Origin of the sequence: Campylobacter magnus, from assembly GCF_028649595.1 — a bacterium.
Lineage (GTDB): Bacteria > Campylobacterota > Campylobacteria > Campylobacterales > Campylobacteraceae > Campylobacter > Campylobacter magnus.
In genome coordinates, this window is record NZ_JAQSLK010000001.1 from 172,620 (window position 1) to 192,829 (window position 20,210).

Genomic DNA, 20,210 nt, shown 5'->3' on the forward strand with positions numbered 1-20,210 from the left:
ACCTTGATAAAGTATTTATTATTTCGTTATTTGCGCTTTGATAAAAGCCAGCCATTTATCGCACTTTGCTCTATTTTAGCCTTTGTGGGAGTTAGCATCGGTCTTATGGTGCTAATCATCGCTATGGGTATAATGAATGGCTTTGATAAAGAGTTTGAGCGAAAACTATTTGCGATGAACTATCCTATAACCGTGATTTCAGCTTACCGTGGCGGGATAAGCGATGAGTTTGTAAGCAAGCTACAAAATGAGTTTAGCGAGCTAAAAATGAGCCCTTATATCAGCACGCAAGCTGTGCTAAAAAGTGGAGATAAAATGGAAGGCGCGCTTGTTTTTGGCGTGGATTTTGAGAGTGAAAAAGCAGTAAATAGCGTGCTTGCCAAAGCCTTAGAGCAAAGTGGCATCCCACAAGGCTTTGAGATGATAGTAGGCAAGGGGCTTAGTGATGAGTTTTCGCTGATTTTAGGAGAGAAAATCACAGGAATTTTCATGGAAGCTAGTCCAGCTGGACTTGGGATAAATCCGCTTTTAAAGCGTTTTGCTGTGCGTGGCGAGTTTAGCTCAGGGCTTATTGCTTATGATAGGGGCTATGCTTTTAGCACAGCTGATGCTCTAAGGCGCATTTTAAACACGCAAGGCTGGGATGGCGTGCATATTTACTCAGCCCAGCCAAGGCGTGATATAGAAGCGATTAAAGCTGTTTTGCCACTAGGATACCGCGCGCTTGGCTGGTGGGAGCAAAATGGCAACTTTTTTAGTGCCTTAGAGCTTGAAAAAAGAGCACTTTTTATCGTGCTAATGCTTATTATTTTGGTAGCTAGCTTAAATATTATTAGCTCGCTTTTGATGACAGTTATGAACCGCCGCAGCGAAATAGCCTTGCTTTTAGCACTTGGGGCAAGTAAGCGTGAGATAAAAAATAGCTTTTTTGCTCAGGGGCTAGTTATCGGTGGTGGTGGCATTATTTGCGGACTTATTTTGGGACTTTTTGGCGTGTGGCTGCTTGGCAGCTTTGATATCATTAGCCTACCAGCTGATGTGTATGGCAGCAGCAAGCTACCTATGGAGCTAGGGCTTTGGGATCTAGTCTTTACGCTATTAGGCGCTGTTATCATCGTAGCAGCCTCTAGCTACTATCCAGCCAAAAAAGCTGCAAATGTAGATGTGCTTTCAACGCTAAGAAACGAGTAGGAATTCTAGAATTCCCTAGCTAATCCTAAACTCGCGCTACCGCAAAGCCAAAAGGACAGCGAGAATTCTAGAATTACCTAGGGAATTCTAGAATTCTCGTCATTGCGAGCGAAGCGAAGCAATCTTTAAGGAATTCTAGATTTTATCCTTAGGAATTTTAGATTTTAGCTTAGGAATTCTGGATTTAGTCTTAGGGAATTCTAGATTTGCGCTGTCCTTTAAACTTCGCAGCAGCAGCGGTAAAAAGCCAAGGAATTCTAGAATTTCTAGAGATTGCTTCGGTCGCTTTGCTCCCTCGCAATGACGAGAACTCTAGCGAATTCTAAAACTTGCTCCAGCCGACAGCCCCGCAGGGCTGGGTCAGTCGATAAAAGCAAGTTAAAATCTAGGGAATTCTAGATTTTAACTTGGGAATTCTAGAATTTATTGTAGGAATTCTAGAATTCTAGATTTTATTTTAGGGAATTTTAGAATTCTGGAATTCCCTAAAACTATCTTATAACTTTCTTATCATTAAAATTCGCACTATGAAAAATCACTGAGCCGTTTTTTAAAGCGTAGTAGCGCAAAAGCAGGTTTTGAAGCGTGCTTTGTGTGCTTGGGACAAACCACGCATCATTGCTAAGTAGTAGCACAAAATCAGGCTTATTCGCATAAAGCTGGGGCCTTGTGCCCTCGTAGCAAATAGCTACTTTAAATCTCACGCCCTCTACTTCTATATAGCTAAAATCACCAGCTTTGCCAAAATCACTAGCACCACCAAAAAACAGCGCATTTATAGGCTTTTTAAGAAACTCTGGCAAAGGAATTTCTTCACCAAAAGGCACCAAAATATGCTTATCAATGCGCCTCATCTTTCCAACATCAAAAAAATACGCACTATTATAAAAAGTGCCATTTTCATACGCCTCTGCACCTGCTAAAATAGCAATTTTTTGTGATTTTTCCTTTAAAGTCTCTATAAGCTCTAAGTTTTGATTAAGATTAGTCGCAAAGGCTGATTCTGGCAGGACTATAAGCCTAGCACCATTTTTTATAGCCTTATCAATCAAAGCTAGATTATTAACAAAATGCTCTTTTTTGCGTGAGCTTTGCCACAGCTCGTTTTGGGGAATTCTAGATGAAATCAGCTCTATTTTAAAAGGTGGATTTTTGCTATCATTTTGCCCAGCAAAAACTCGCTCAAAAGGCGTGCCAATCAAGCTTAAATGCCAATTAAGCCAGTTAAAGCCAAAAGGGTGAACAAACTGGATAAGATAAAAGCCAAGTGCTAAAATAACAGGCTTAAAAATGCCCCCCAAACGCCTAGCAAAAGAGCTAAAAATCACATAAAAACAAAGAAAAATGAGACCATAAACCACGCCTATACCAAAAATTTCAAAAGGTATAAGATAAGCAAAATTATAATAAACAAGGCTAAAAGCTATCCAATAAAACCAAAAAACTCCTACAAAAAAGCCAGTTAAGAGCCAAATAAAAGCAGCATTTTCTCGCACAAAAACTAGTCTAAAAGCCCCAAAAACAAATGCTAAAAGCCCCAAAATGCTAAGAAAAATATTTTCAAAAATACTAAAATAAATAAAAATACTTAATAAAATAGCAGTTAAAAAGCTAGATTTTATGATTTTTAAGCTAAAATACGAGCTTAAATTTTTTTTAAAGGACGACAATGCAAGGCGATCTACTTTCATCTTTACTACCTTTGGTGGTTCTCGTTTTGATTTTTTGGTTTTTGGTCATTAGACCACAGCAAATGCAAGCCAAAAAGCATAAAGAAATGCTAAATGCGCTAACAAAAGGCGATAAAATCATCACAAACGGCGGACTTGTCGCAGAGGTGGTAAATGCCGAGGGCGATTTTATCAAAGTTAAGCTTAATGATGATGTAATTGTGCGACTTGATCGTGCTTTTGTAGCTAAAAAATACGAAGATACAGCAGCAGAAGTAAAAAAATGAAAAAAGCAAGAATTACTTATAAATTCGTAATTTTGCTTGTAGCTTTGTGCTTTGGGGCTGTTTTTTGTGCGCCTAGTTTTTTTGGTACTAGCTGGGGTTCGAAGATCACTCTTGGGCTTGATTTACAAGGTGGACTTCATATGCTCCTTGGGGTAGAAACTGCTGCGGCGATCGAGAGCAAAGAAAAGAGCATAGCCTCAAGTATAAAGTATTTTACTGGCAAAAATGATATTTTAATTGACGAGCTAAAAGTAGAAAATGGACTTATCACCTTTAGTTTGCTTGATAGCGATGATAGCGTAAAAATCGATGAAATGCTAGCTACTAATCAAGGGCTAATCATAGATAAAAAAGATCTAAGCTACGAGCTTCATCTAAGCGATGAAGAAAAGCTAAGCACGGCAAACTACGCAATCGATCAAGCTGTAGAGGTCATAAGAAACCGCCTTGATCTTTTTGGTCTAGCTGAGCCAACGGTTGCCAAGCAAGGCAAGGAAAATATCCTAGTTGAACTCCCTGGTATAAAAACCAGTGCTGATGAGCAAAGGGCTTTGGATCTAATAGAAAAAGCAGCTCACTTAGAGCTAATGGCTCTTGATGAAGAGCGTCAAAGCATGGCGCAGACTATATCAGCGCGCGATGCAGCAGCCTATGGCGATGTGCTGTATGAGGATGCTAAAAACCCAGCGCAAAAGTATCTTTTAAAAGAACTAGCCGTGCTTGATGGTGCTATGCTAATTGATGCTAAGGTGGCTTTTGATCAAAACAATAATCAGCCTATAATAAACTTCACGCTAAATGCCCAGGGAGCTAGAATTTTTGGTGATTTTACCGGAGCAAATGTGGGCAAACGCCTAGCAATCGTGCTAGATAAAAAAGTCTACTCAGCCCCTGTGATAAATGAGCGCATAGGCGGAGGAAGTGGGCAAATAAGCGGTGGATTTAGCGTAGATGAGGCGCATGATATCGCTATCGCACTTCGCTCTGGAGCCTTGCTGGCCCCTGTAAAAATGCTAGAAAAACGCTCAGTTGGACCTAGCCTAGGAAGTGATAGCATACGCCAAAGTATGATAGCGCTTATATCTGGTGCTGTGCTTGTGGTGCTTTGTATGATTGTAGTGTATGGACTAGCTGGCGTTATAGCAAATGTGGCACTTGTGGCAAATATCTTGCTTCTAATAGCGATTATGGCGATGTTTGGAGCGACTCTTACCCTGCCTGGAATGGCTGGAATCGTGCTAACTATCGGTATGGCAGTCGATGCTAATGTCATCATAAACGAACGCATACGAGAAATGCTAAAAGCTGGCGCAGGAGTAAAAAACGCAATCGCCAAGGGCTATGAAAACGCAATGAGTGCAATTGTGGACTCAAATCTAACCACGCTTATAACATCAATTGCGCTTTATGCTTATGGCACAGGGCCGATTAAAGGCTTTGCTGTAACTATTAGCATAGGAATAGTAGCTTCTATGATAACAGCGATTTTAGGCACGCACGGCGTGTTTGACGCATTAGGTGAGAAAATACAACGCTCAGGCAATACAAGGCTTTGGTTTGGCTACAAAATAAAGGGCAAAAATGCAAGTATTTGATAGTGGAAAAATATATGATTTTATGGGCAAAAAGCTTGGCTCTTTTGTGATTTCTTGCCTACTTATTTTTGGTAGCATTTTCTTTTTAGCTACAAAGGGGCTAAATTACGGTATTGACTTTGCTGGTGGAACGCTAGTTCAGGTGCGCTACGATGGCCCTGCGCCTATTGAGAAAATCCGCGCAGCACTTGATTTGCCAAATCTTAGTGTAACTGAGTTTGGCAGTGCTAATGAAGTAGTAATCCGCTACTCAAGCGCAAGCGAGCAAGTAGCGACTGACCCTGGCAGGTACATCGCAAAAATGCTAGAAAATACAGGTAATTTAGAGGTTCGCCGTGTGGATGTAGTAGGCCCAAAAGTAGGCGCAGAACTGCGTGAGAAAGGCATAATGGCAATTAGCGTTTCTTTGGTGCTTATTCTTATTTACATAGCATTTCGCTTTGAGTGGCGTTTTGCCTTGGCTGCTATTATCTGTGAGTTTCACGATGTTATCATCGTGCTTGGTGCTATCTCAGCCCTTGGACTTGATGTAAATCTTGATACGCTAGCAGCTGTACTAACGATAATAGGCTACTCGCTAAATGATACTATTATCGTCTTTGACCGCATTAGAGAGGGCGTGCAAGCTGGCAAAAGTAATGATCTAAACCATAATATAAATGAGAGTATTTCAGCTACGCTCTCTCGCACCTTTATGACTAGCCTTACTACTTTGCTTACGGTGCTTACCTTGTTTTTCTTTGGTGGGGATATAATTCACAGCTTTTCAACCATTATGATAGTTGGTATCGTAATAGGCACGCTAAGTTCTATTTTTATCGCTGCGCCTATGCTAATATGGTTTAAGTTTGATATAGCAAAATACAAAGAGGCACTAGCCCAAAAACAAAGAGCAAAGGCTGAAAAAGAGCGTATGCGAGCAATGTATGAAAAAGGCAGTGTGTAGGGAATTCTAGGGAATTCTAGATTGAGAATTCTAGAATTCCTTGGCTGAAATTTCTAGGAATTCTAGGGAATTCTAGGGAATTCTAGAATTCCTAGAAATTTTTAAGCATTCTGTAAACATAAATAAAGGATAAAGATGAATTGGAGTAGGGTAATTTATACTTTTTTTGCGCTGATGTGTCTTACTACTGTGGCTGGATTTTTATACGACCACAACGACATCACGCTTTTTATCGCAGCTAGTATCAACCTGATATCAACACTGCTTAAAATCGGCGTGAGAAACATGCTCTCAGCTGAGCTTTTTGCTAGTTCGTTGGTAGCAGATTTACACCTTTTGCCTGCGCTTGTGATAGTGATGAACTCAGGCTTTAGCAGCATTGTCTTTGGTCTAGCGCTTGGTGGGCTTGTGGCAAATGCTTTTTCGATGGCGCTGATTCTAATAGAAGCAGGCAAATCTCGAGACGATTTTTAACTTCGTCTTGCTTGGCACTGCACTTGAAGTGCGCTTGTGCTTCACTGCGACGCACGCTAAGTGCGTCTCATTTCGCACTGCGCTTACTTCAAGCACATTGCCTTCGCAATACTCGTTAAAATGCTGTTTTTAAGTTCGTTTTATGCGCTTATTGTTACTAAACTTCGCTTCTGCTTCACTGCGACGCACGCCAAGTGCGTCTCATTTCGCAGTCGCTCAGTTTAGCCATACTAAGCGCACAATATAGGCAAAAACAATAATTTTAAATTTTGTTTTTAACTTCGTCTTGCTTGGCACTGCGCTTACTTCAAGCACATCGCCTTCGCAATACTCGTTAAAAACAGCATTTAAAAAGTTTGAATATTTAATTGTAAGGATAAAAAAATGAGAGTTTATAACGCTAAAATTATTGAGCCAAAATGGCAAAAAATTTGGAGTGAAAACAAATACGCAGAGCCAAAAGATGACTATACCCTGCCTAAAAAATATATTTTATCAATGTTTCCATACCCTAGCGGGCGACTTCACATGGGGCATGTGCGAAACTACTCAATCGGCGATGCGCTCTCACGCTACTACCGACTAAAAGGCTACAATGTGCTTCAGCCTATCGGCTTTGATAGCTTTGGTATGCCAGCTGAAAACGCAGCCATTAAGCACGGCATTCATCCTAAAAAATGGACTTATGAAAATATTGATTATATGAGCCACGAGCTTGAAATTCTGGGCTTTAGCTTTAGCAAAAATCGCCGCCTAGCTACTAGTGATCCACTTTATACAAAGTGGGAACAAGAGTTTTTTATCAAAATGTATGAAAAAGGCTTAGTCTATCAAAAATCAGCCGTGGTAAACTGGTGCGAACACGACCAAACCGTGCTAGCAAACGAACAAGTGATAGAGGGCAAATGCTGGCGTTGCGATCATGAAGTGGTGCAAAAAGAGATGCCAGGCTACTACCTAAAAATCAAAGACTACGCAGATGAGCTGCTAACTTGCCTAGATAGCCTTAAAGAAAAGTGGCCAAATCAAGTGCTAACCATGCAAGAAAACTGGATAGGCAAAAGCTATGGCGCGCAGCTGTTTTTTAGCTTTGATGAGACAAGTGCTGCTAAAACTGGCTTAAAGGGCTTTAATGTCTTTACCACTCGCCCTGATACGATTTTTGGTGCTTCATTTACCGCACTTGCGCCAGAGCATGAAGTAGTAAAGGCTGTAATGGAGGCTGATTTATTACTACCTGAGCAAAAAAGCACGCTAGAAAAAATCATAAATCTAAGCCCAAGAGAACGCTCGCAAATGGATAAAGAAGGCGTGGATTTAGGTCTTTTTGTAATCCATCCATTTACTGGGGCAAAACTGCCTGTGTGGTGTGCGAATTTCGTGCTAATTGAATATGGTGGTGGAGCGATTATGAGCGTGCCTGCTGGCGATGAGAGGGACTTTGACTTTGCTAGCAAATATAACTTACAGGTTTTAAATATTTTTAAAAACTGCGCTATCCCACATACTGAAAAAAACGCTATTTTAGAAAACTCTGGCTTTTTAGATGGGCTAGATTATGAGGCGGCGACTGCTAAGATTTTAGCCGAGTTAGAGGCAAAAAACATAGGCAAAAAGGTAGTTCAGTATAAGCTGCGTGACTGGGGAATATCTCGCCAGCGCTACTGGGGTGCACCTGTGCCGATGGTGCGTTGTCCTAGCTGTGGCCTTGTGCCTGAGGCCTTAGAAAACTTGCCTGTAACCCTGCCTGATGATGTAGAGATCACAGGCGAGGGCAGCCCTTTGGCAAAACATCCTATTTGGAAGCACTGTAAATGCCCAAAATGTGGCAAAGATGCCGAGCGTGAGTGTGATACTATGGATACTTTTGTGGATAGCTCGTGGTATTTTGCTAGATTTGCTAGTGATGAGAAAACCTGGCCCGGCACAGCTTTTGATAAAAAAAGCGTGGATTACTGGATGAGCGTAGATCATTATATAGGTGGCATTGAGCATGCGATTTTACACTTACTTTATGCTAGATTTTTTCAAAAAGTTTTGCGAGATTTGGGCTATTTGCGTGATAGCGAGCCTTTTTCTCATTTGCTAACGCAAGGCATGGTGACAAAAGATGGCGCAAAAATGAGTAAAAGCAAGGGAAATACGGTTGATCCTGATGATATTATAGAAAAATACGGCGCAGATACAGCAAGGCTGTTTATTCTCTTTGCTGCGCCACCTGCTAAAGAGCTTGAGTGGAACGATAGCGCAGTAGAGGGTGCTTATAAGTTTATTTCAAGGCTATATGATAGAGCTAGCAAAGCCAAAAAATGCGGGGCTATTCCAGCACTAAATCACGCTAGCTTAAACGAAGCTGAGAAATACGCGCGCCTAAAAGTATATGAAGCTATGAAAAAAGGTAGCGAAGTCTATGAAAATAGCTTTGCTTTTAATACTTTGATCGCTGCTTGTATGGAGGCCTGTAATGCGCTAAATGCGCAAGAAAATGCTGAAATTTGGGCTGAGGGCTACTATATCATTTTAGCACTTTTAGAACCTATTATTCCGCATGTTTGCGCCGAGCTTAGTGCTGAGCTTTTTGGCGGGGCAAACTTGCGTGATTTTGCTAAGCTTGAGGTAAAAAATGAAGTCTTTGTAAGTGAGACGCTAAACCTAGCAGTTACCATAAACGGCAAGCGCAGAGCTGAAATTAGCGTTAGCGTAGATGCAAGCGATAGCGATATTTTAAGCACAGCAAAGACTGAGTGCGCCAAATGGCTAGAGGGCAAAGAGATAATAAAAGAAATTATCGTGCCTAAAAAACTTGTAAATATCGTAATCAAGGGCTAGTAGTAATTAGCTTTGACTTTTTTGGCTGGCTCGTGCCAAGCGGGCGCCTTTATCCGCCGCCTGCTTCGATGAATTATATATTCTATCTTCGGCGTGCGGCGAATAAATTCGCCTCGCAATCTTGAAGCCTTATTTTTACTGCCGCTGTCACGACTTTTAGGGAATTCTAGAATTCTCTAAGCCCTAAGGAATTCCAGAATTCTCTAAATTCTACGGAATTCTAGAATTCCCTAAATTCTACGGAATTCTAGAATTCCCTAAACTCTAAGGAATTCTAGAATTCCCTGATTTTCAAAAACTCATTTTTATTTATATTTAAGTCTAAAAAGGTTAAAATCTCAGCCTTTTTAGGCAAGAGGTTCTTGCAAAACTTATATTCAAGGTCTTTACCATGAAAATTTCTTACATCGGTATACTCTCAGGGCTTGCTCTTGGTGTTTTAGCGCCACTTCTTGTGTGGCAAGGAAATCCAGGCAATATGGGTATTTGCGCAGCATGTTTTATCCGTGATACGAGCGGGGCTCTTGGCTTTCAAAGCGCACTTGCTTACATCCGCCCAGAGATAATTGGCATCGTGCTTGGAGCATTTATCGCAGCACTATTTTTTGGCAAGTTTGAGCCACGAGGCGGCTCGGCACCAACTACACGCTTTTTCTTTGGCGTGTTTGCTATGCTTGGAGCACTTGTGTTTTTAGGCTGTCCGTGGCGTGCTTTGCTACGATTTGGAGCAGGGGATCTTAGCGCGATTGCTGGCATTTTGGGGCTTGTTGCTGGTGTTTTAGCTGGACTCCTCGTTCAGTTTAAAACTACTTTTACTCTTGGCGCTCAAAGACCGCAAACAAAGGCTACTGGGTTGCTTATGCCTATTTTTGCCCTTGCACTTTTGGGCTTACTTTTGCTTGGACTTGGTGGCTTTGAGTGGGTTAAGTTTTCTCAAAAAGGCCCAGCTAGCATGCACGCACCGCTTATCATCTCGCTTATCGCTGGTCTAATAATCGGCGTAGTGTTTCAAAAAAGCGGCTTTTGTTCGGTGGGTGCGATTAAAACGCTAATTGTGGATAAAAACTCAGCCATGATGCAAGCAATAATCGCTTTGCTAATAAGCACCGCGCTTGTAAATCTCGCGCTTGGGCAATTTAACCTTGGCTTTGAAAAGCAGCCTATTGCGCACAATGATATGCTATGGAATTTCTTAGCTATGCTACTTTGTGGGTTGTGCTTTACTCTTGGTGGCGGTTGTCCTGGCAGACAGCTTATTAAAAGCGCAGAGGGCGATAATGACTCAGCGATTTTTGTAATGGGACTAATCGCAGGTGCTGGCATAGCGCATAACTTCGGGGTAGCTGCTAGCCCAGCAGGACTTGGCGCAAACTCAGCAGTTGCTGTCATCATAGGGCTAGTATTTTGTGCTCTTGTAGCGATTTTTAGCCGTAGAAGCCCAGCTATGCAAGGCTAAATTTTTATAAAATCTAGAATTCCTAAGGCAAATTTCGTTAGGAATTCTAGATTTGCTTTTAAAACTTCTATAAAATCTAGAATTCCTAAGGCAAATTTTGTTAGGAATTCTAGATTTTGCCTAGGAATTCTAGAATTCCTACATAAAAATAGCAATTATCACAGGAATTACTACAAAGGTAAAACACATACCAATGGCGATTGCGCTGATTGCTAGATTGCTATCTAGCTTGGCTTTTAGTATCATCGCACTTGCTAGCACCATCGGTGGCATCGCAGTCTCTATAAGCCCTACCATATAACTAGGCGAAAACTCTATCCCAAAAACCCATGCAAAAGCCACGAAAAAGCAAGGCGCTACCACCATACGCAAAAACACTACCAAAGCTGTGCTTTTATAGCTAGAACGAACTGTATTAAACCCAAGCCCAAGCCCCACAGCAAAAAGTGCTACAGGCACAACAGCACCGCTAAAAAGCCTAAGTGGAGCAAACAAAAAATCAGGAATTTCCACGCTTTTTGCCAAAAGTCCTGCTACTAGGGCTAGAAATGGCGGGAATTTCATTATTTTAAAGACATTTGCGATTAGACTTACATTGCTAGGTGCTGCGTAGCTAAGGATAAAAGGCCCCAAAAATGCTATCGGCACGCAAGTAACCATCTGGTCGTATAAAATAACCTCATTTGCGATATCATCACCCAAAATACCTTGAAGCACTGGTAGGCCCATAAATAGCGTATTACCAAACATCGCAAGTAGTGCCATGCTAGCAGTAGTAGCCTTGCTAAATCCTAGCAGACGCCCAAGGCCAAAGGCTAATAGCATCGCTACGAAGTTCGCCCCAAGCCCACAGGCAATCACGCTAAAAAGATGAAAATCTATATTTACATGATAGACTTTATCAAAGATCAGCGCAGGCATAGCAAAAACAAGCACAAAATCAATGAAAATTATAAGTTGATTTTGCGGTATAACCTTTGTTCGCTTGGCCAGGTAGCCACTAGCCAAAAGCACAAAAATAGAAAAAAGCGGTAACATTTTTCATCCTTATTTCATAAAAAATTTGGAATTCCTTATAGAATTTTAGAATTCCTTACGGAATTTTGAATTCCATAACAAACTTAGAATTCCTTACGGAATTTTGGAATTCCCTAAAAAAAACACGCATTATGCCACTTTTACTTTTAATTAACGCTGATTTGCTAAGATTTGTCTTAAAAATTTCAAGGCTTTATATGAGAAAATTTAAGAAAAAACCACTTATTATAGTAGCTATTATAGTGCTAGCAGGTGTGCTTTACTGGACTTTTAGTTCTAGCAGCGAGGAGCAAAATCAGCTAATTACTTCAAAAATCAAAAAAGCAAATCTAATTCTTAGCGTGGATGCTGTTGGAGAGGTTTTTGCTGAAAATCTAGTAGATGTAGGCACCAGAGCCACCGGACAGATAAAAGAGCTGTATGTAAAAGTAGGCGATAAAGTAAAAGTAGGCGATAAAATCGCTCAAATAGATGATGAAGTCCAACAAAATACTTTGGAGCAAAAGCAAGCCGAACTAGGCAGCCTTGAGGCTAGAAAAAACTCAGCCCAAGTAGCCTACAACACAGCAAAATCGCAGTATAGCCGTGAACTAGGGCTTTTTAAAAATCAAGCCACCTCAAAAGAAAACCTTGAAAATGCTAAAAACGTACTTTTTAGCGCAGAAGCCAGCCTAAAAGAAGCTGATGCCAAAATCACTCAAAGCAAAATCGCAGTAGATATCGCAAAGCAAGATTTAGGCTATACAAATATCATCGCTCCATTTTCTGGCACGGTGGTATCTGTGCCTGTTGAAGTAGGTCAAACCCTAAATGCTGTCCAAAGCGCACCAACAGTAGCTCAAATCGCAGATCTTGGCAAAATGGAGATAAAAATGGAAGTAAGCGAGGCTGATATCGGTCAAATAAAAGTAGGCGACATAGTAGAATATAATGTGCTCTCAAATGTAGAAAATAAATTCCGCGCAAAAGTAAGCTCTATCGATCCAGGGCTAACTACGCTAAGCAATGGCAATTACAGCACTACAAGTTCTAGCTCAAGCACTACAAAAAGTGCTGTTTACTACTATGTAAAAATGCTAGTAAATAACGAAAGTGGCGCACTTCGCATAGGTATGACTACGCAAAATAAAATCATCGTAAAAGAAGTAAAAGACGCTATCCAAATACCGCTAATTGCGCTAAAAACTGATGAAGAAGGCAACTACGCCCTATTAAAAACAGGCAATGAAATCAGCAAAAAATACCTAAAAATCGGTATAAAAACAGAAGCTTACGCAGAGGTTATAGAGGGACTAAATGAGGGCGATGAAGTAGTAAGCTCTCAAATGAGCCAAGCACAAATTGATGAAATAATCGCAAATCGCAAGGTGAGATTTCGCTAATGATCCACTTAGAAAATATCACAAAGTCCTTTGCTAACGGAAGCGAGCAAATGCTAGCTTTAAAAGGCGTGAGCTTGCATATAGAAGCTGGCGAGTTTATCGCAATAGTAGGACAAAGTGGCTCTGGCAAATCAACCCTTATGAATATAATCGGCTGCTTAGATACCCTAACTAGCGGTAGCTATAAGCTGGGTGGCAAGGACATCACGCATTTTAGCCCTGATGAGCTAAGCGAGCTAAGACTTAAAAAATTTGGTTTTATTTTTCAGCGTTACAATCTAATTAGCGCAAATAACGCACTTGAAAATGTAGCCTTGCCAGCAATCTATGCTGGTTCGCACAAAGATGAGAGAACTGCTCGTGCCTTAGAGCTTTTAGATATGCTAGGGCTTAAAGGCAAAGAATACCAAAACCCAAACAAGCTAAGTGGCGGTCAACAACAGCGTGTTAGTATCGCAAGGGCTTTAATGAACGGTGGAGAGATACTGCTATGTGATGAACCAACAGGAGCCCTAGATAGCGCAAGTGGAGAGATGGTGCTAAAAATACTAAAAGAGCTAAACGCCAAAGGTCACACCATCATCATGGTAACGCACGATAAAGGCATAGCCTCTCACGCAAACCGCATAATAGAAATAAAAGATGGCCAAATTATCTGCGATGAGAAAAAAGATGCTAAGTTAGCAAAGTTAAAGACCCCAAAACTCACTTACTCAAACAATCTAAGTGCGCTAAAAGCTGAGCTTAGCGAGAGCCTTGCTATGAGCATAGGAGCGATAAAAGCGCATAAACTCCGCTCTTTTCTTACTATGCTTGGAATTATCATCGGTATCACTTCAGTTATTTGCGTAGTAGCCCTTGCCAAAGGTAGCCAAGAAAGCATCATAGAAAGCATAAACAAAATGGGCACAAACACCATACAAATAAACCCTGGTCGTGGTCCAGGCGATAGAAACTCAGCTAAGGTAAAGAGATTTAATGTAGATGATGCAAAAATGCTTGAAAAACTTGATTTTGTAGACTATGCCTCACCTATAATGAGAACAAGCGCAGAGCTAATACACGCAAATAAATCAAGCACAGGCTTGGCTAGAGCAGGAAATGAAAAAATACTTCAAATCTCAGGCGTGGAGCTAGAAAGTGGTAGAAACTTCACAAAAGAAGATGTGCTAAACTCAGCTTCTGTGATGATAATAGACCAAAATACCAAAAAAGAGTTTTTCCAAGCCCTAAAAGACGATGAAGTTATAGGTCAAAATATTATTTTTGCTGGGCATCCTTTTAGCATCATCGGCATTGCCAAAAAAGACGAAGGACCTTTTGGCGATACCACGCTTAGCGTGTATCTGCCATACACCACTGTCACAAACCGCCTAACAGGAGATTATAACCTACGCCAAATCATAGTTAGCATAAAAAACAATATAAACAGCCAGCTAGCAGAACAAGCAATCAGCGATATTTTGCTAGCCAGAAGAGGCACAAGAGACTTTCATATGCGCAACTCCGATACCATATTACAAACCATAAAAGCCACCACTGATACAATGGGTCTGCTTATTTCTGGTGTGGCTCTTATATCGCTACTTGTGGGTGGTATAGGCGTGATGAACATCATGCTAGTAAGCGTGATTGAACGTACTAAAGAAATCGGCGTTCGCATGGCAATAGGCGCAAAAGGGAAAAATATCATGCTACAATTTCTAATAGAAGCGGTGCTACTTTGCGCCCTTGGTGGTGCTGTGGGAGTAGCACTTGCTTTTGCTATAGGCTGGCTTATAAATCTCTCTGGCATTGTAAGCATGATATTTTCGCTCTCATCTGTTTTGGTAGCCTTTGGGATTTCATCGGCTATTGGCATTATTTTTGGCTATATGCCAGCAAAGAGTGCTAGTAGGCTTAATCCTATTGATGCCTTACAGCGAGAGTAGAGCTTTATAAAGGCTCAGCTTGTGGGTGCTTTTTGACGCTAAAAGGCTCAAATAACAGCAGTCTAGGAATTCTAGAATTCCTAGGCCTTGTGTTATCCTAGGGCTTGACTCTGGGATCTCATTTAAAATTCCGTCATTGCGAGGAGTGAGTGAAACGAACGACAAAGCAATCTCGTTTATTGAGTTTTTTGCTTTTTAATGAGATTGCTCTCTCTTTTTTCAAAGCCTCGCAATGACGAATTTAGGGAATTTTAGAATTCCTAGGCGATTTTTTCTAGGAATTCTAGATTTGTTTTAAGAAGGAATAAAATGAAATATATTTTTTTAGCATTTTTGGCTTTTTTTATGACAGCTTGTGCGACCAAAGCTCTAAACTACGACCCAAAAGACATAAAGCGTGATTATAACGCCACTTGGCAGTATAAGTTTAATATCGCTGAGCTTGATAGCCTTATTACTGAGGCTTTAAAAAATAACGAGGACTTAGAAACTGCTAGCCTAAATCTCTACCAAGCAATGCTAAGAGCAAATATCGCTCTAAGCGACCTTGCCCCAACGCCAAGTGCTAGCACAAGGGCTAGCTCAAACCGTGATATAAAAGCAGGTGGCGCAGCAGCTAGGAGCTTTACAGCCGATGCTTCTCTTAGCTGGGAGCTTGATATTTTTGGGCGTATTTATGATGGTTATGAGAGTGCGAGATTTGGGGCTATTGCTAGCTCGCTCAGTTTAGAAGATGTGCGAGAAAGCCTTGTAAATAGCGTAATTTCAGCGTATTTTAATATCTTGTATCTAAACGAACAAAAGGCAAATTTGCTACTAAATTACGAAAATATGCTAAAACTGCATGAAATCGTAAAAATAAAAGAAAGCCTAGGGCGAGAAGAGCCTTTGGCTTTGTCACAAAGCGCTGGGAACTTGCTAAGCCTACAAAATAGCCTAAATAACGCTGATAAAGACCTAAATGCTAGCTTTGAGAGCCTAAAAAACCTTACTCGCACGCAGTTTTTGCCAAGTGCTAAAATTAGCGAAATTTCTTTGCCAAAGGCTGATTTAGGCACAATTAGCGCAGAAAATAACGATGGTGAGCTAAATATATCGTGGCTTTCTCGCCTTAGCTCTCGCCCTGATGTAAATATGGCACTAGCTCAGCTAAATGCTGGATTTTACGACTACAAAGCTAGCCAAAAGGACTTTTTGCCTCGCATAAATCTAGGTGGCTCGCTCTCTAGCAGCAGCGGCAAAATCAGCGATGCTTATACCTTTAACCTACTTAGTGGCAATGTGAGCATTAGCCTACCATTTCTTAATTTTTACAAACTTAGCCAAAACTTAAAAATCTCAGAAGCCGAGTTTAATAAATTGCGCCTAAACTACGAAAAAACACTAGCAAATGCTGTAAATGAAGCCCTGCGCTTTGCAAGTGATTATGAACTAGATAGCCAGAGCCTTTTAAATAGCGAGAATATTATCACTGAGAGAGAAAAAATCCTAGCTATTTATGAGCAAAAATACTCTCTTGGCAGAGCCGAGCTAAAAGATTTGCTAAGCGCACAAAATGACTTGCTAAGTGCGAAAAACTCGCTAGCGAATATGAAATATCAGGTTTTAAGGGACTTGATAGGCTTTTATAAAGCCAGTGCTTACTAGGGGGCAATTCGTCTCGCAGCACTATTGCACCAAAATCCTGCGGAAATGCGCACGGCTCGGTGAACTTTATGTTCTACCCACGCCGTGCGCACCGCAGGCTTTTGGCACACTAGCACCACGATACTAGAATTGCCTAAAATCCAGCTCTAGAATTATATAGGGAATTCTAGAATTCCCTATATAAAAAGTCCCAAAAAATAAATAAACGCCCCACTAAGTGCTACAAAAACAGCGCAGTATTTATATCTCACAGCAAAGAGTAGAGATAGATTAAAAAGCACAAAAAGCCAAGTAGGGATAAAAATCTCGCCGCCTTTTGTCGCGTAGGCTAAAAAATCTAGTAAATAACTATCCATTAGCCCACCAAAGCCAAAAAGATGTAAAGCTATACTAAGTGGATAAAACACGACAAAAGCGTAGCTAAGTACTATCACACTAAGCTGAAAAATGCTAGCTTGCGGAAAAAAGTAAAATACTGGGATATTCATTGCTGAGAATACAAAAAGCTCAAAGCATAGGGCGTGAGCGAGCATTTTTGCCTTGCTTTTAAAGTCGCTATACTCACCAAAATGCCTAATATAAACAAGTATAAAAAACACGCCCAAGCACGAAAAATAAAAGCCTATGCTAAAAATAAGGCTTGGCGAGCTACAAAGCGCAAAAACTACGCAAAGAAACAGGGTGCCAAAAGCAAAAATCTTTATGCCTCGCACAAGCAAAATAAAGCCAAAAACGCTCATCAAGTAGCTTCTAAAAAAGCTTGGCGTAAAGTCCAAAATCCACAAATAAAACGCCCCCAAAGCCAAAATAAAAAGGCTTAAATCAATATCTCTGTTTCTATATGGGAAAAATCTTTGCTGAAAATAGCTATAAGGTCTTTTTAACAAAAAATAAAAAATCGCAAAAAGCAAGCCTAGATGAAAGCCAGAAATGGCTAGTAAATGCGCAATCCCCCAGTTTGTAATCTCGCTTCTAAGCTCTTTTGAAAGTGGTGTGGCAAAAAATAATGCTGAATATAGCTCGCCAGCTTTGGGGCTTTGGTGTTGAGCTGATACTAGATTTACTAGCTTTTGGCGCAGGGTTGGGGCGGTGCTAATAGCCTTTATATCAAAAACTGCACTAAAAAACATGCCTTTTAAGTAGGATTTAAAATCTAGCTTTTTTGTAGGTATTTTTATGCTATATGCGCCTTTTTCTAGCTTGGCTTTTGCGTAGCTGTAAATGCGAAAATCAGGTGTAGCAAAGATATTTGAGTAATAAACCTTGCCGTTTTTGCTAAGCTTTTGCTCGCTAGCAAGCAAGGTAGCTTGGCTGCTAAGGTAGGGTTTGGCTTTGATTTTGGTAAAATTATAGTATTTTAGCCCCACGTTAAGGGCAAAAATCAGCCCAGCGATAAGGAAAAAATAAATAATTTCTTTTTTGTTTTCAAAGAGATCCATAGCTAAATTCTAGCTAAAAATATTATGAATTTGTGCGATTTGTGCTAAAATTAGCCCAAAATATCAAAAAAAAAGGCAAAAAATGTTAGAACTAGAAAAAATCAAAGCCGCCCACGAGACCATAAAAGACTTCGTTTACAAAACCCCTTTTTCGCTCTCAACTCGCATGAGCAAGGCAATGGATGCAAAAATCTACCTAAAAGAAGAAAATCTGCAAATCACCGGTGCTTATAAGGTGCGAGGGGCGTTTAACAAAATCGCAAACCTAAGTCCTGAACAAAAGAAAAAAGGCGTCGTAGCAGCAAGTGCTGGCAATCACGCCCAAGGCGTAGCAATCAGCGCAACGCACTTTGGCGTTCGCTCCACTATCATCATGCCAGAAGCTGCCCCACTGCTAAAAGTAGCAGGTACAAAAGCCCTAGGCGCAGAAGTCATACTAAAGGGCAATAACTTTGATGAGGCCTACGCCTTTGCGCTAGAATACGCAAAAGAACACGATATGTGCTTTGTGCATCCTTTTGAGGACGAACTAGTCCAAGCAGGGCAGGGGACAATAGCCCTTGAAGTGCTAGCTAAGGTGGAAAATCCTGATTATATCGTAGTGCCAATAGGTGGCGGCGGGCTAATTAGCGGCGTGGGCTCATGTATAAAACAGCTAAGCCCAAATACCAAAATAATCGGCGTTCAAAGCAGCGGCGCACCTGCTATGAGCAAGAGCTTTGCTGCTAAAAAGCAAATAAACTCAAGTTCTGTTCGCACTATCGCTGATGGTATTGCGGTGCGTGATGCTAGCAAGCTTACTTTAAAGACGATCTTAGAGGTGGTTGATGAGATAGTAGAGGTAAGCGACGATGAGATAGCAAATGCGATTTTATACCTGCTAGAGAGCCAAAAAATCGTAGTAGAGGGCGCTGGGGCTGTGGGCGTGGCGGCTTTGTTTGAGCGAAAGTTTTGCTTTGAGCCGGGTAGCTCTATTGTGATAGTGCTAAGTGGCGGAAACATCGATGTACAAATGCTAAATGTCATCATAGAAAAAGGTCTAATCAAATCAAGCCGCAAAATGATAATAAATGTAACGTTAATAGACAAGCCAGGCGCCTTACAAGGCCTTACCTCAGTGCTAACAGGAACTGGCGCAAATATCGTAAAAATAGACTATGATAGATTCTCAACCAAGCTAAGCTACGGAGATGCGATGATAAAAATCACGCTTGAGACTAAGGGCAAAGAACACCAAGAAAATGTAAGCTCTGCGCTAAGGGCAGCTGGATATGAGTTTTATGAGGAGTTTTAGAATTCCCTGCGTCATTACGAGGCTTTGAAAATTCCGTCATTGCGAGGCTTGAAAAGCCGAAGCAATCTCGTCCAAAATTCCGTCCAAAATTCCTAAGCCTTGTGTCATCCCCCAGCTTGACCCGAGGATCTCTGCGTTTTTGTAGTATTTTAGTCTTAGGAATTCTAGTTTTTAGCTAGAAATTCTAGATTTTTGCTCGCTTTTAGGCTGGATAAATTTAGCTCACAAATTTTATAAGTGCTACGCCCCAAACCCTTAGGAGTCTCGCCCCCTAAAACCACACAAAAATCTAGAATTCTCTTGCTTTATCTGCGTTTTTTTGGGGAATTCTAGATTTTCTGGGGGTTAGGGAGTGTCTTTTTTTTGGAATTCTAGAATTCCCTATTATGTCATCCTTGGGCTTAACCCGAGGATCTCTATAGGGAATTCTAAATTCTTTATAATGAGATCCTGGGGTCAAGTCGGAGGATGACACAAGGCTTGGGAATTCTAGATTTTGCCTTGGGAATTTTAGAATTTATCTTAGGAATTCTAGAATTCCTAGAGATTGCTTCGGTCGCTTTGCTCCCTCGCAATGACGGAGATTTGATGAGATCCACCGATCAAGTCGGGGGATGATAAAAAACGCAAGTCGGGGGATGACACAAGGCTTGGGAATTCTAGATTTTGCCTTGGGAATTTTAGAATTTATCTTAGGAATTCTAGAATTCCTAGAGATTGCTTCGGTCGCTTTGCTCCCTTGCAATGACGCAGGGAATTCTAAATTTTTTGTGATGAGATCACCCGATCAAGTCGGGGGATGACAAAAAACACAGGTCGGGGGATGACACAGGGCTTAGAAATTCTAGAATTTTCGTCATTGCGAGCGAAGCGAAGCAATCTCTAGGAATTCTAGATTTATACTATGAATTTTAGATTTTGCTCGCTTTAGTGGGGTAAGCCCCACTGCTCGAAAATTTTATAAGGACTGCGTCCTAAACCCTTAGGCATCTCGCCCCTAAAACCACGCAAAAATATAGAATTCTCTTGCT

Annotated in this window: 15 protein-coding genes; 11 read left to right on the top strand and 4 right to left on the bottom strand. The window is 41.0% G+C overall.

All coding sequences use genetic code 11. From position 1 onward, the window contains the following. Nucleotides 1-3: 3 nt before the first annotated feature. Nucleotides 4-1,191 carry an ABC transporter permease gene (locus tag PTQ34_RS00790; RefSeq protein ID WP_273931567.1) on the top strand — a complete coding sequence of 396 codons (1,188 nt, stop codon included), beginning with the start codon at nucleotides 4-6 and terminating at the stop codon, nucleotides 1,189-1,191. 491 nt (nucleotides 1,192-1,682) lie between these two features. Here PTQ34_RS00790 and lnt read toward each other — a convergent pair whose 3' ends face one another. Further along, nucleotides 1,683-2,882 carry an apolipoprotein N-acyltransferase gene (gene lnt / locus PTQ34_RS00795; RefSeq protein ID WP_273931568.1) on the bottom strand — a complete coding sequence of 400 codons (1,200 nt, stop codon included), beginning with the start codon at nucleotides 2,880-2,882 and terminating at the stop codon, nucleotides 1,683-1,685. Between lnt and yajC the strand changes: the two genes are divergently transcribed. The 4 genes from yajC (at nucleotide 2,861) to PTQ34_RS00815 (ending at nucleotide 6,163) form a co-directional block, all read left to right on the top strand. Continuing rightward, nucleotides 2,861-3,148, top strand: coding sequence for a preprotein translocase subunit YajC (gene yajC / locus PTQ34_RS00800; RefSeq protein WP_273930547.1), 288 nt, complete (start codon nucleotides 2,861-2,863; stop codon nucleotides 3,146-3,148). The genes lnt and yajC overlap by 22 nt on opposite strands. After that, a complete protein-coding gene (gene secD, locus PTQ34_RS00805) occupies nucleotides 3,145-4,743 on the top strand; it encodes a protein translocase subunit SecD (RefSeq protein ID WP_273931569.1) in 1,599 nt (532 codons plus the stop codon). Before yajC ends, secD begins: the two co-directional genes overlap by 4 nt. After that, the gene (secF, locus tag PTQ34_RS00810; RefSeq protein WP_273931570.1) at nucleotides 4,730-5,689 is read left to right on the top strand and encodes a protein translocase subunit SecF; all 960 of its coding nucleotides are present in this window, start codon (nucleotides 4,730-4,732) and stop codon (nucleotides 5,687-5,689) included. The genes secD and secF overlap by 14 nt, the downstream gene beginning before the upstream one ends. 135 nt (nucleotides 5,690-5,824) lie before the next feature. Beyond that, the gene (locus PTQ34_RS00815; protein WP_273930550.1) at nucleotides 5,825-6,163 is read left to right on the top strand and encodes a DUF6394 family protein; all 339 of its coding nucleotides are present in this window, start codon (nucleotides 5,825-5,827) and stop codon (nucleotides 6,161-6,163) included. 216 nt (nucleotides 6,164-6,379) lie between these two features. Here PTQ34_RS00815 and PTQ34_RS00820 read toward each other — a convergent pair whose 3' ends face one another. Further along, nucleotides 6,380-6,589, bottom strand: coding sequence for a hypothetical protein (locus PTQ34_RS00820; protein WP_273931571.1), 210 nt, complete (start codon nucleotides 6,587-6,589; stop codon nucleotides 6,380-6,382). Between PTQ34_RS00820 and leuS the strand changes: the two genes are divergently transcribed. Both leuS and yedE read left to right on the top strand, forming a co-directional pair. Next, entirely contained in the window at nucleotides 6,548-8,992 is a 2,445-nt protein-coding gene (gene leuS, locus PTQ34_RS00825) for a leucine--tRNA ligase (protein WP_273931573.1), read from the top strand. The two genes, PTQ34_RS00820 and leuS, sit on opposite strands and share 42 nt — an antisense overlap. A 391-nt stretch (nucleotides 8,993-9,383) precedes the next feature. Next, nucleotides 9,384-10,448 (top strand): YedE family putative selenium transporter, encoded by a 1,065-nt coding sequence (gene yedE / locus PTQ34_RS00830; RefSeq protein WP_273931574.1) that lies wholly within the window; start codon nucleotides 9,384-9,386, stop codon nucleotides 10,446-10,448. Nucleotides 10,449-10,586: 138 nt separating this feature from the next. On the opposite strand, the gene PTQ34_RS00835 is transcribed toward yedE, so the two are convergent. After that, nucleotides 10,587-11,486 (bottom strand): AEC family transporter, encoded by a 900-nt coding sequence (locus PTQ34_RS00835; RefSeq protein ID WP_273930553.1) that lies wholly within the window; start codon nucleotides 11,484-11,486, stop codon nucleotides 10,587-10,589. A gap of 197 nt (nucleotides 11,487-11,683) precedes the next feature. On the opposite strand from PTQ34_RS00835, the gene PTQ34_RS00840 reads away from it, so the two are divergent. The 3 genes from PTQ34_RS00840 (at nucleotide 11,684) to PTQ34_RS00850 (ending at nucleotide 16,446) form a co-directional block, all read left to right on the top strand. Then, nucleotides 11,684-12,868: an efflux RND transporter periplasmic adaptor subunit gene (locus PTQ34_RS00840; RefSeq protein ID WP_273931575.1), complete on the top strand. Its 1,185-nt coding sequence runs from the start codon at nucleotides 11,684-11,686 to the stop codon at nucleotides 12,866-12,868. Then, nucleotides 12,868-14,799 carry a MacB family efflux pump subunit gene (locus PTQ34_RS00845; protein WP_273931577.1) on the top strand — a complete coding sequence of 644 codons (1,932 nt, stop codon included), beginning with the start codon at nucleotides 12,868-12,870 and terminating at the stop codon, nucleotides 14,797-14,799. Before PTQ34_RS00840 ends, PTQ34_RS00845 begins: the two co-directional genes overlap by 1 nt. Before the next feature lie 309 nt (nucleotides 14,800-15,108). Further along, nucleotides 15,109-16,446, top strand: a complete 1,338-nt coding sequence (locus PTQ34_RS00850; protein WP_273931579.1) for a TolC family protein — start codon at nucleotides 15,109-15,111, stop codon at nucleotides 16,444-16,446. Between the two features lie 176 nt (nucleotides 16,447-16,622). Here PTQ34_RS00850 and PTQ34_RS00855 read toward each other — a convergent pair whose 3' ends face one another. Next, entirely contained in the window at nucleotides 16,623-17,885 is a 1,263-nt protein-coding gene (locus PTQ34_RS00855; RefSeq protein WP_273931580.1) for a ComEC/Rec2 family competence protein, read from the bottom strand. Between the two features lie 82 nt (nucleotides 17,886-17,967). Here PTQ34_RS00855 and ilvA point away from each other — a divergent pair, with 82 nt between their 5' ends. Next, nucleotides 17,968-19,179: a threonine ammonia-lyase gene (gene ilvA, locus PTQ34_RS00860; RefSeq protein WP_273931581.1), complete on the top strand. Its 1,212-nt coding sequence runs from the start codon at nucleotides 17,968-17,970 to the stop codon at nucleotides 19,177-19,179. Nucleotides 19,180-20,210 lie beyond the last annotated feature (1,031 nt).

Coding starts and splice junctions, on each gene's coding strand:
- yajC (WP_273930547.1), top strand. CDS start 2,861: ATGCAAGGCGATCTACTTTCATCTTTACTACCTTTGGTGGTTCTCGTT.
- lnt (WP_273931568.1), bottom strand. CDS start 2,882: ATGAAAGTAGATCGCCTTGCATTGTCGTCCTTTAAAAAAAATTTAAGC.
- secD (WP_273931569.1), top strand. CDS start 3,145: ATGAAAAAAGCAAGAATTACTTATAAATTCGTAATTTTGCTTGTAGCT.
- secF (WP_273931570.1), top strand. CDS start 4,730: ATGCAAGTATTTGATAGTGGAAAAATATATGATTTTATGGGCAAAAAG.
- PTQ34_RS00815 (WP_273930550.1), top strand. CDS start 5,825: ATGAATTGGAGTAGGGTAATTTATACTTTTTTTGCGCTGATGTGTCTT.
- leuS (WP_273931573.1), top strand. CDS start 6,548: ATGAGAGTTTATAACGCTAAAATTATTGAGCCAAAATGGCAAAAAATT.
- yedE (WP_273931574.1), top strand. CDS start 9,384: ATGAAAATTTCTTACATCGGTATACTCTCAGGGCTTGCTCTTGGTGTT.
- PTQ34_RS00835 (WP_273930553.1), bottom strand. CDS start 11,486: ATGTTACCGCTTTTTTCTATTTTTGTGCTTTTGGCTAGTGGCTACCTG.
- PTQ34_RS00840 (WP_273931575.1), top strand. CDS start 11,684: ATGAGAAAATTTAAGAAAAAACCACTTATTATAGTAGCTATTATAGTG.
- PTQ34_RS00845 (WP_273931577.1), top strand. CDS start 12,868: ATGATCCACTTAGAAAATATCACAAAGTCCTTTGCTAACGGAAGCGAG.
- PTQ34_RS00850 (WP_273931579.1), top strand. CDS start 15,109: ATGAAATATATTTTTTTAGCATTTTTGGCTTTTTTTATGACAGCTTGT.
- PTQ34_RS00855 (WP_273931580.1), bottom strand. CDS start 17,885: ATGGATCTCTTTGAAAACAAAAAAGAAATTATTTATTTTTTCCTTATC.
- ilvA (WP_273931581.1), top strand. CDS start 17,968: ATGTTAGAACTAGAAAAAATCAAAGCCGCCCACGAGACCATAAAAGAC.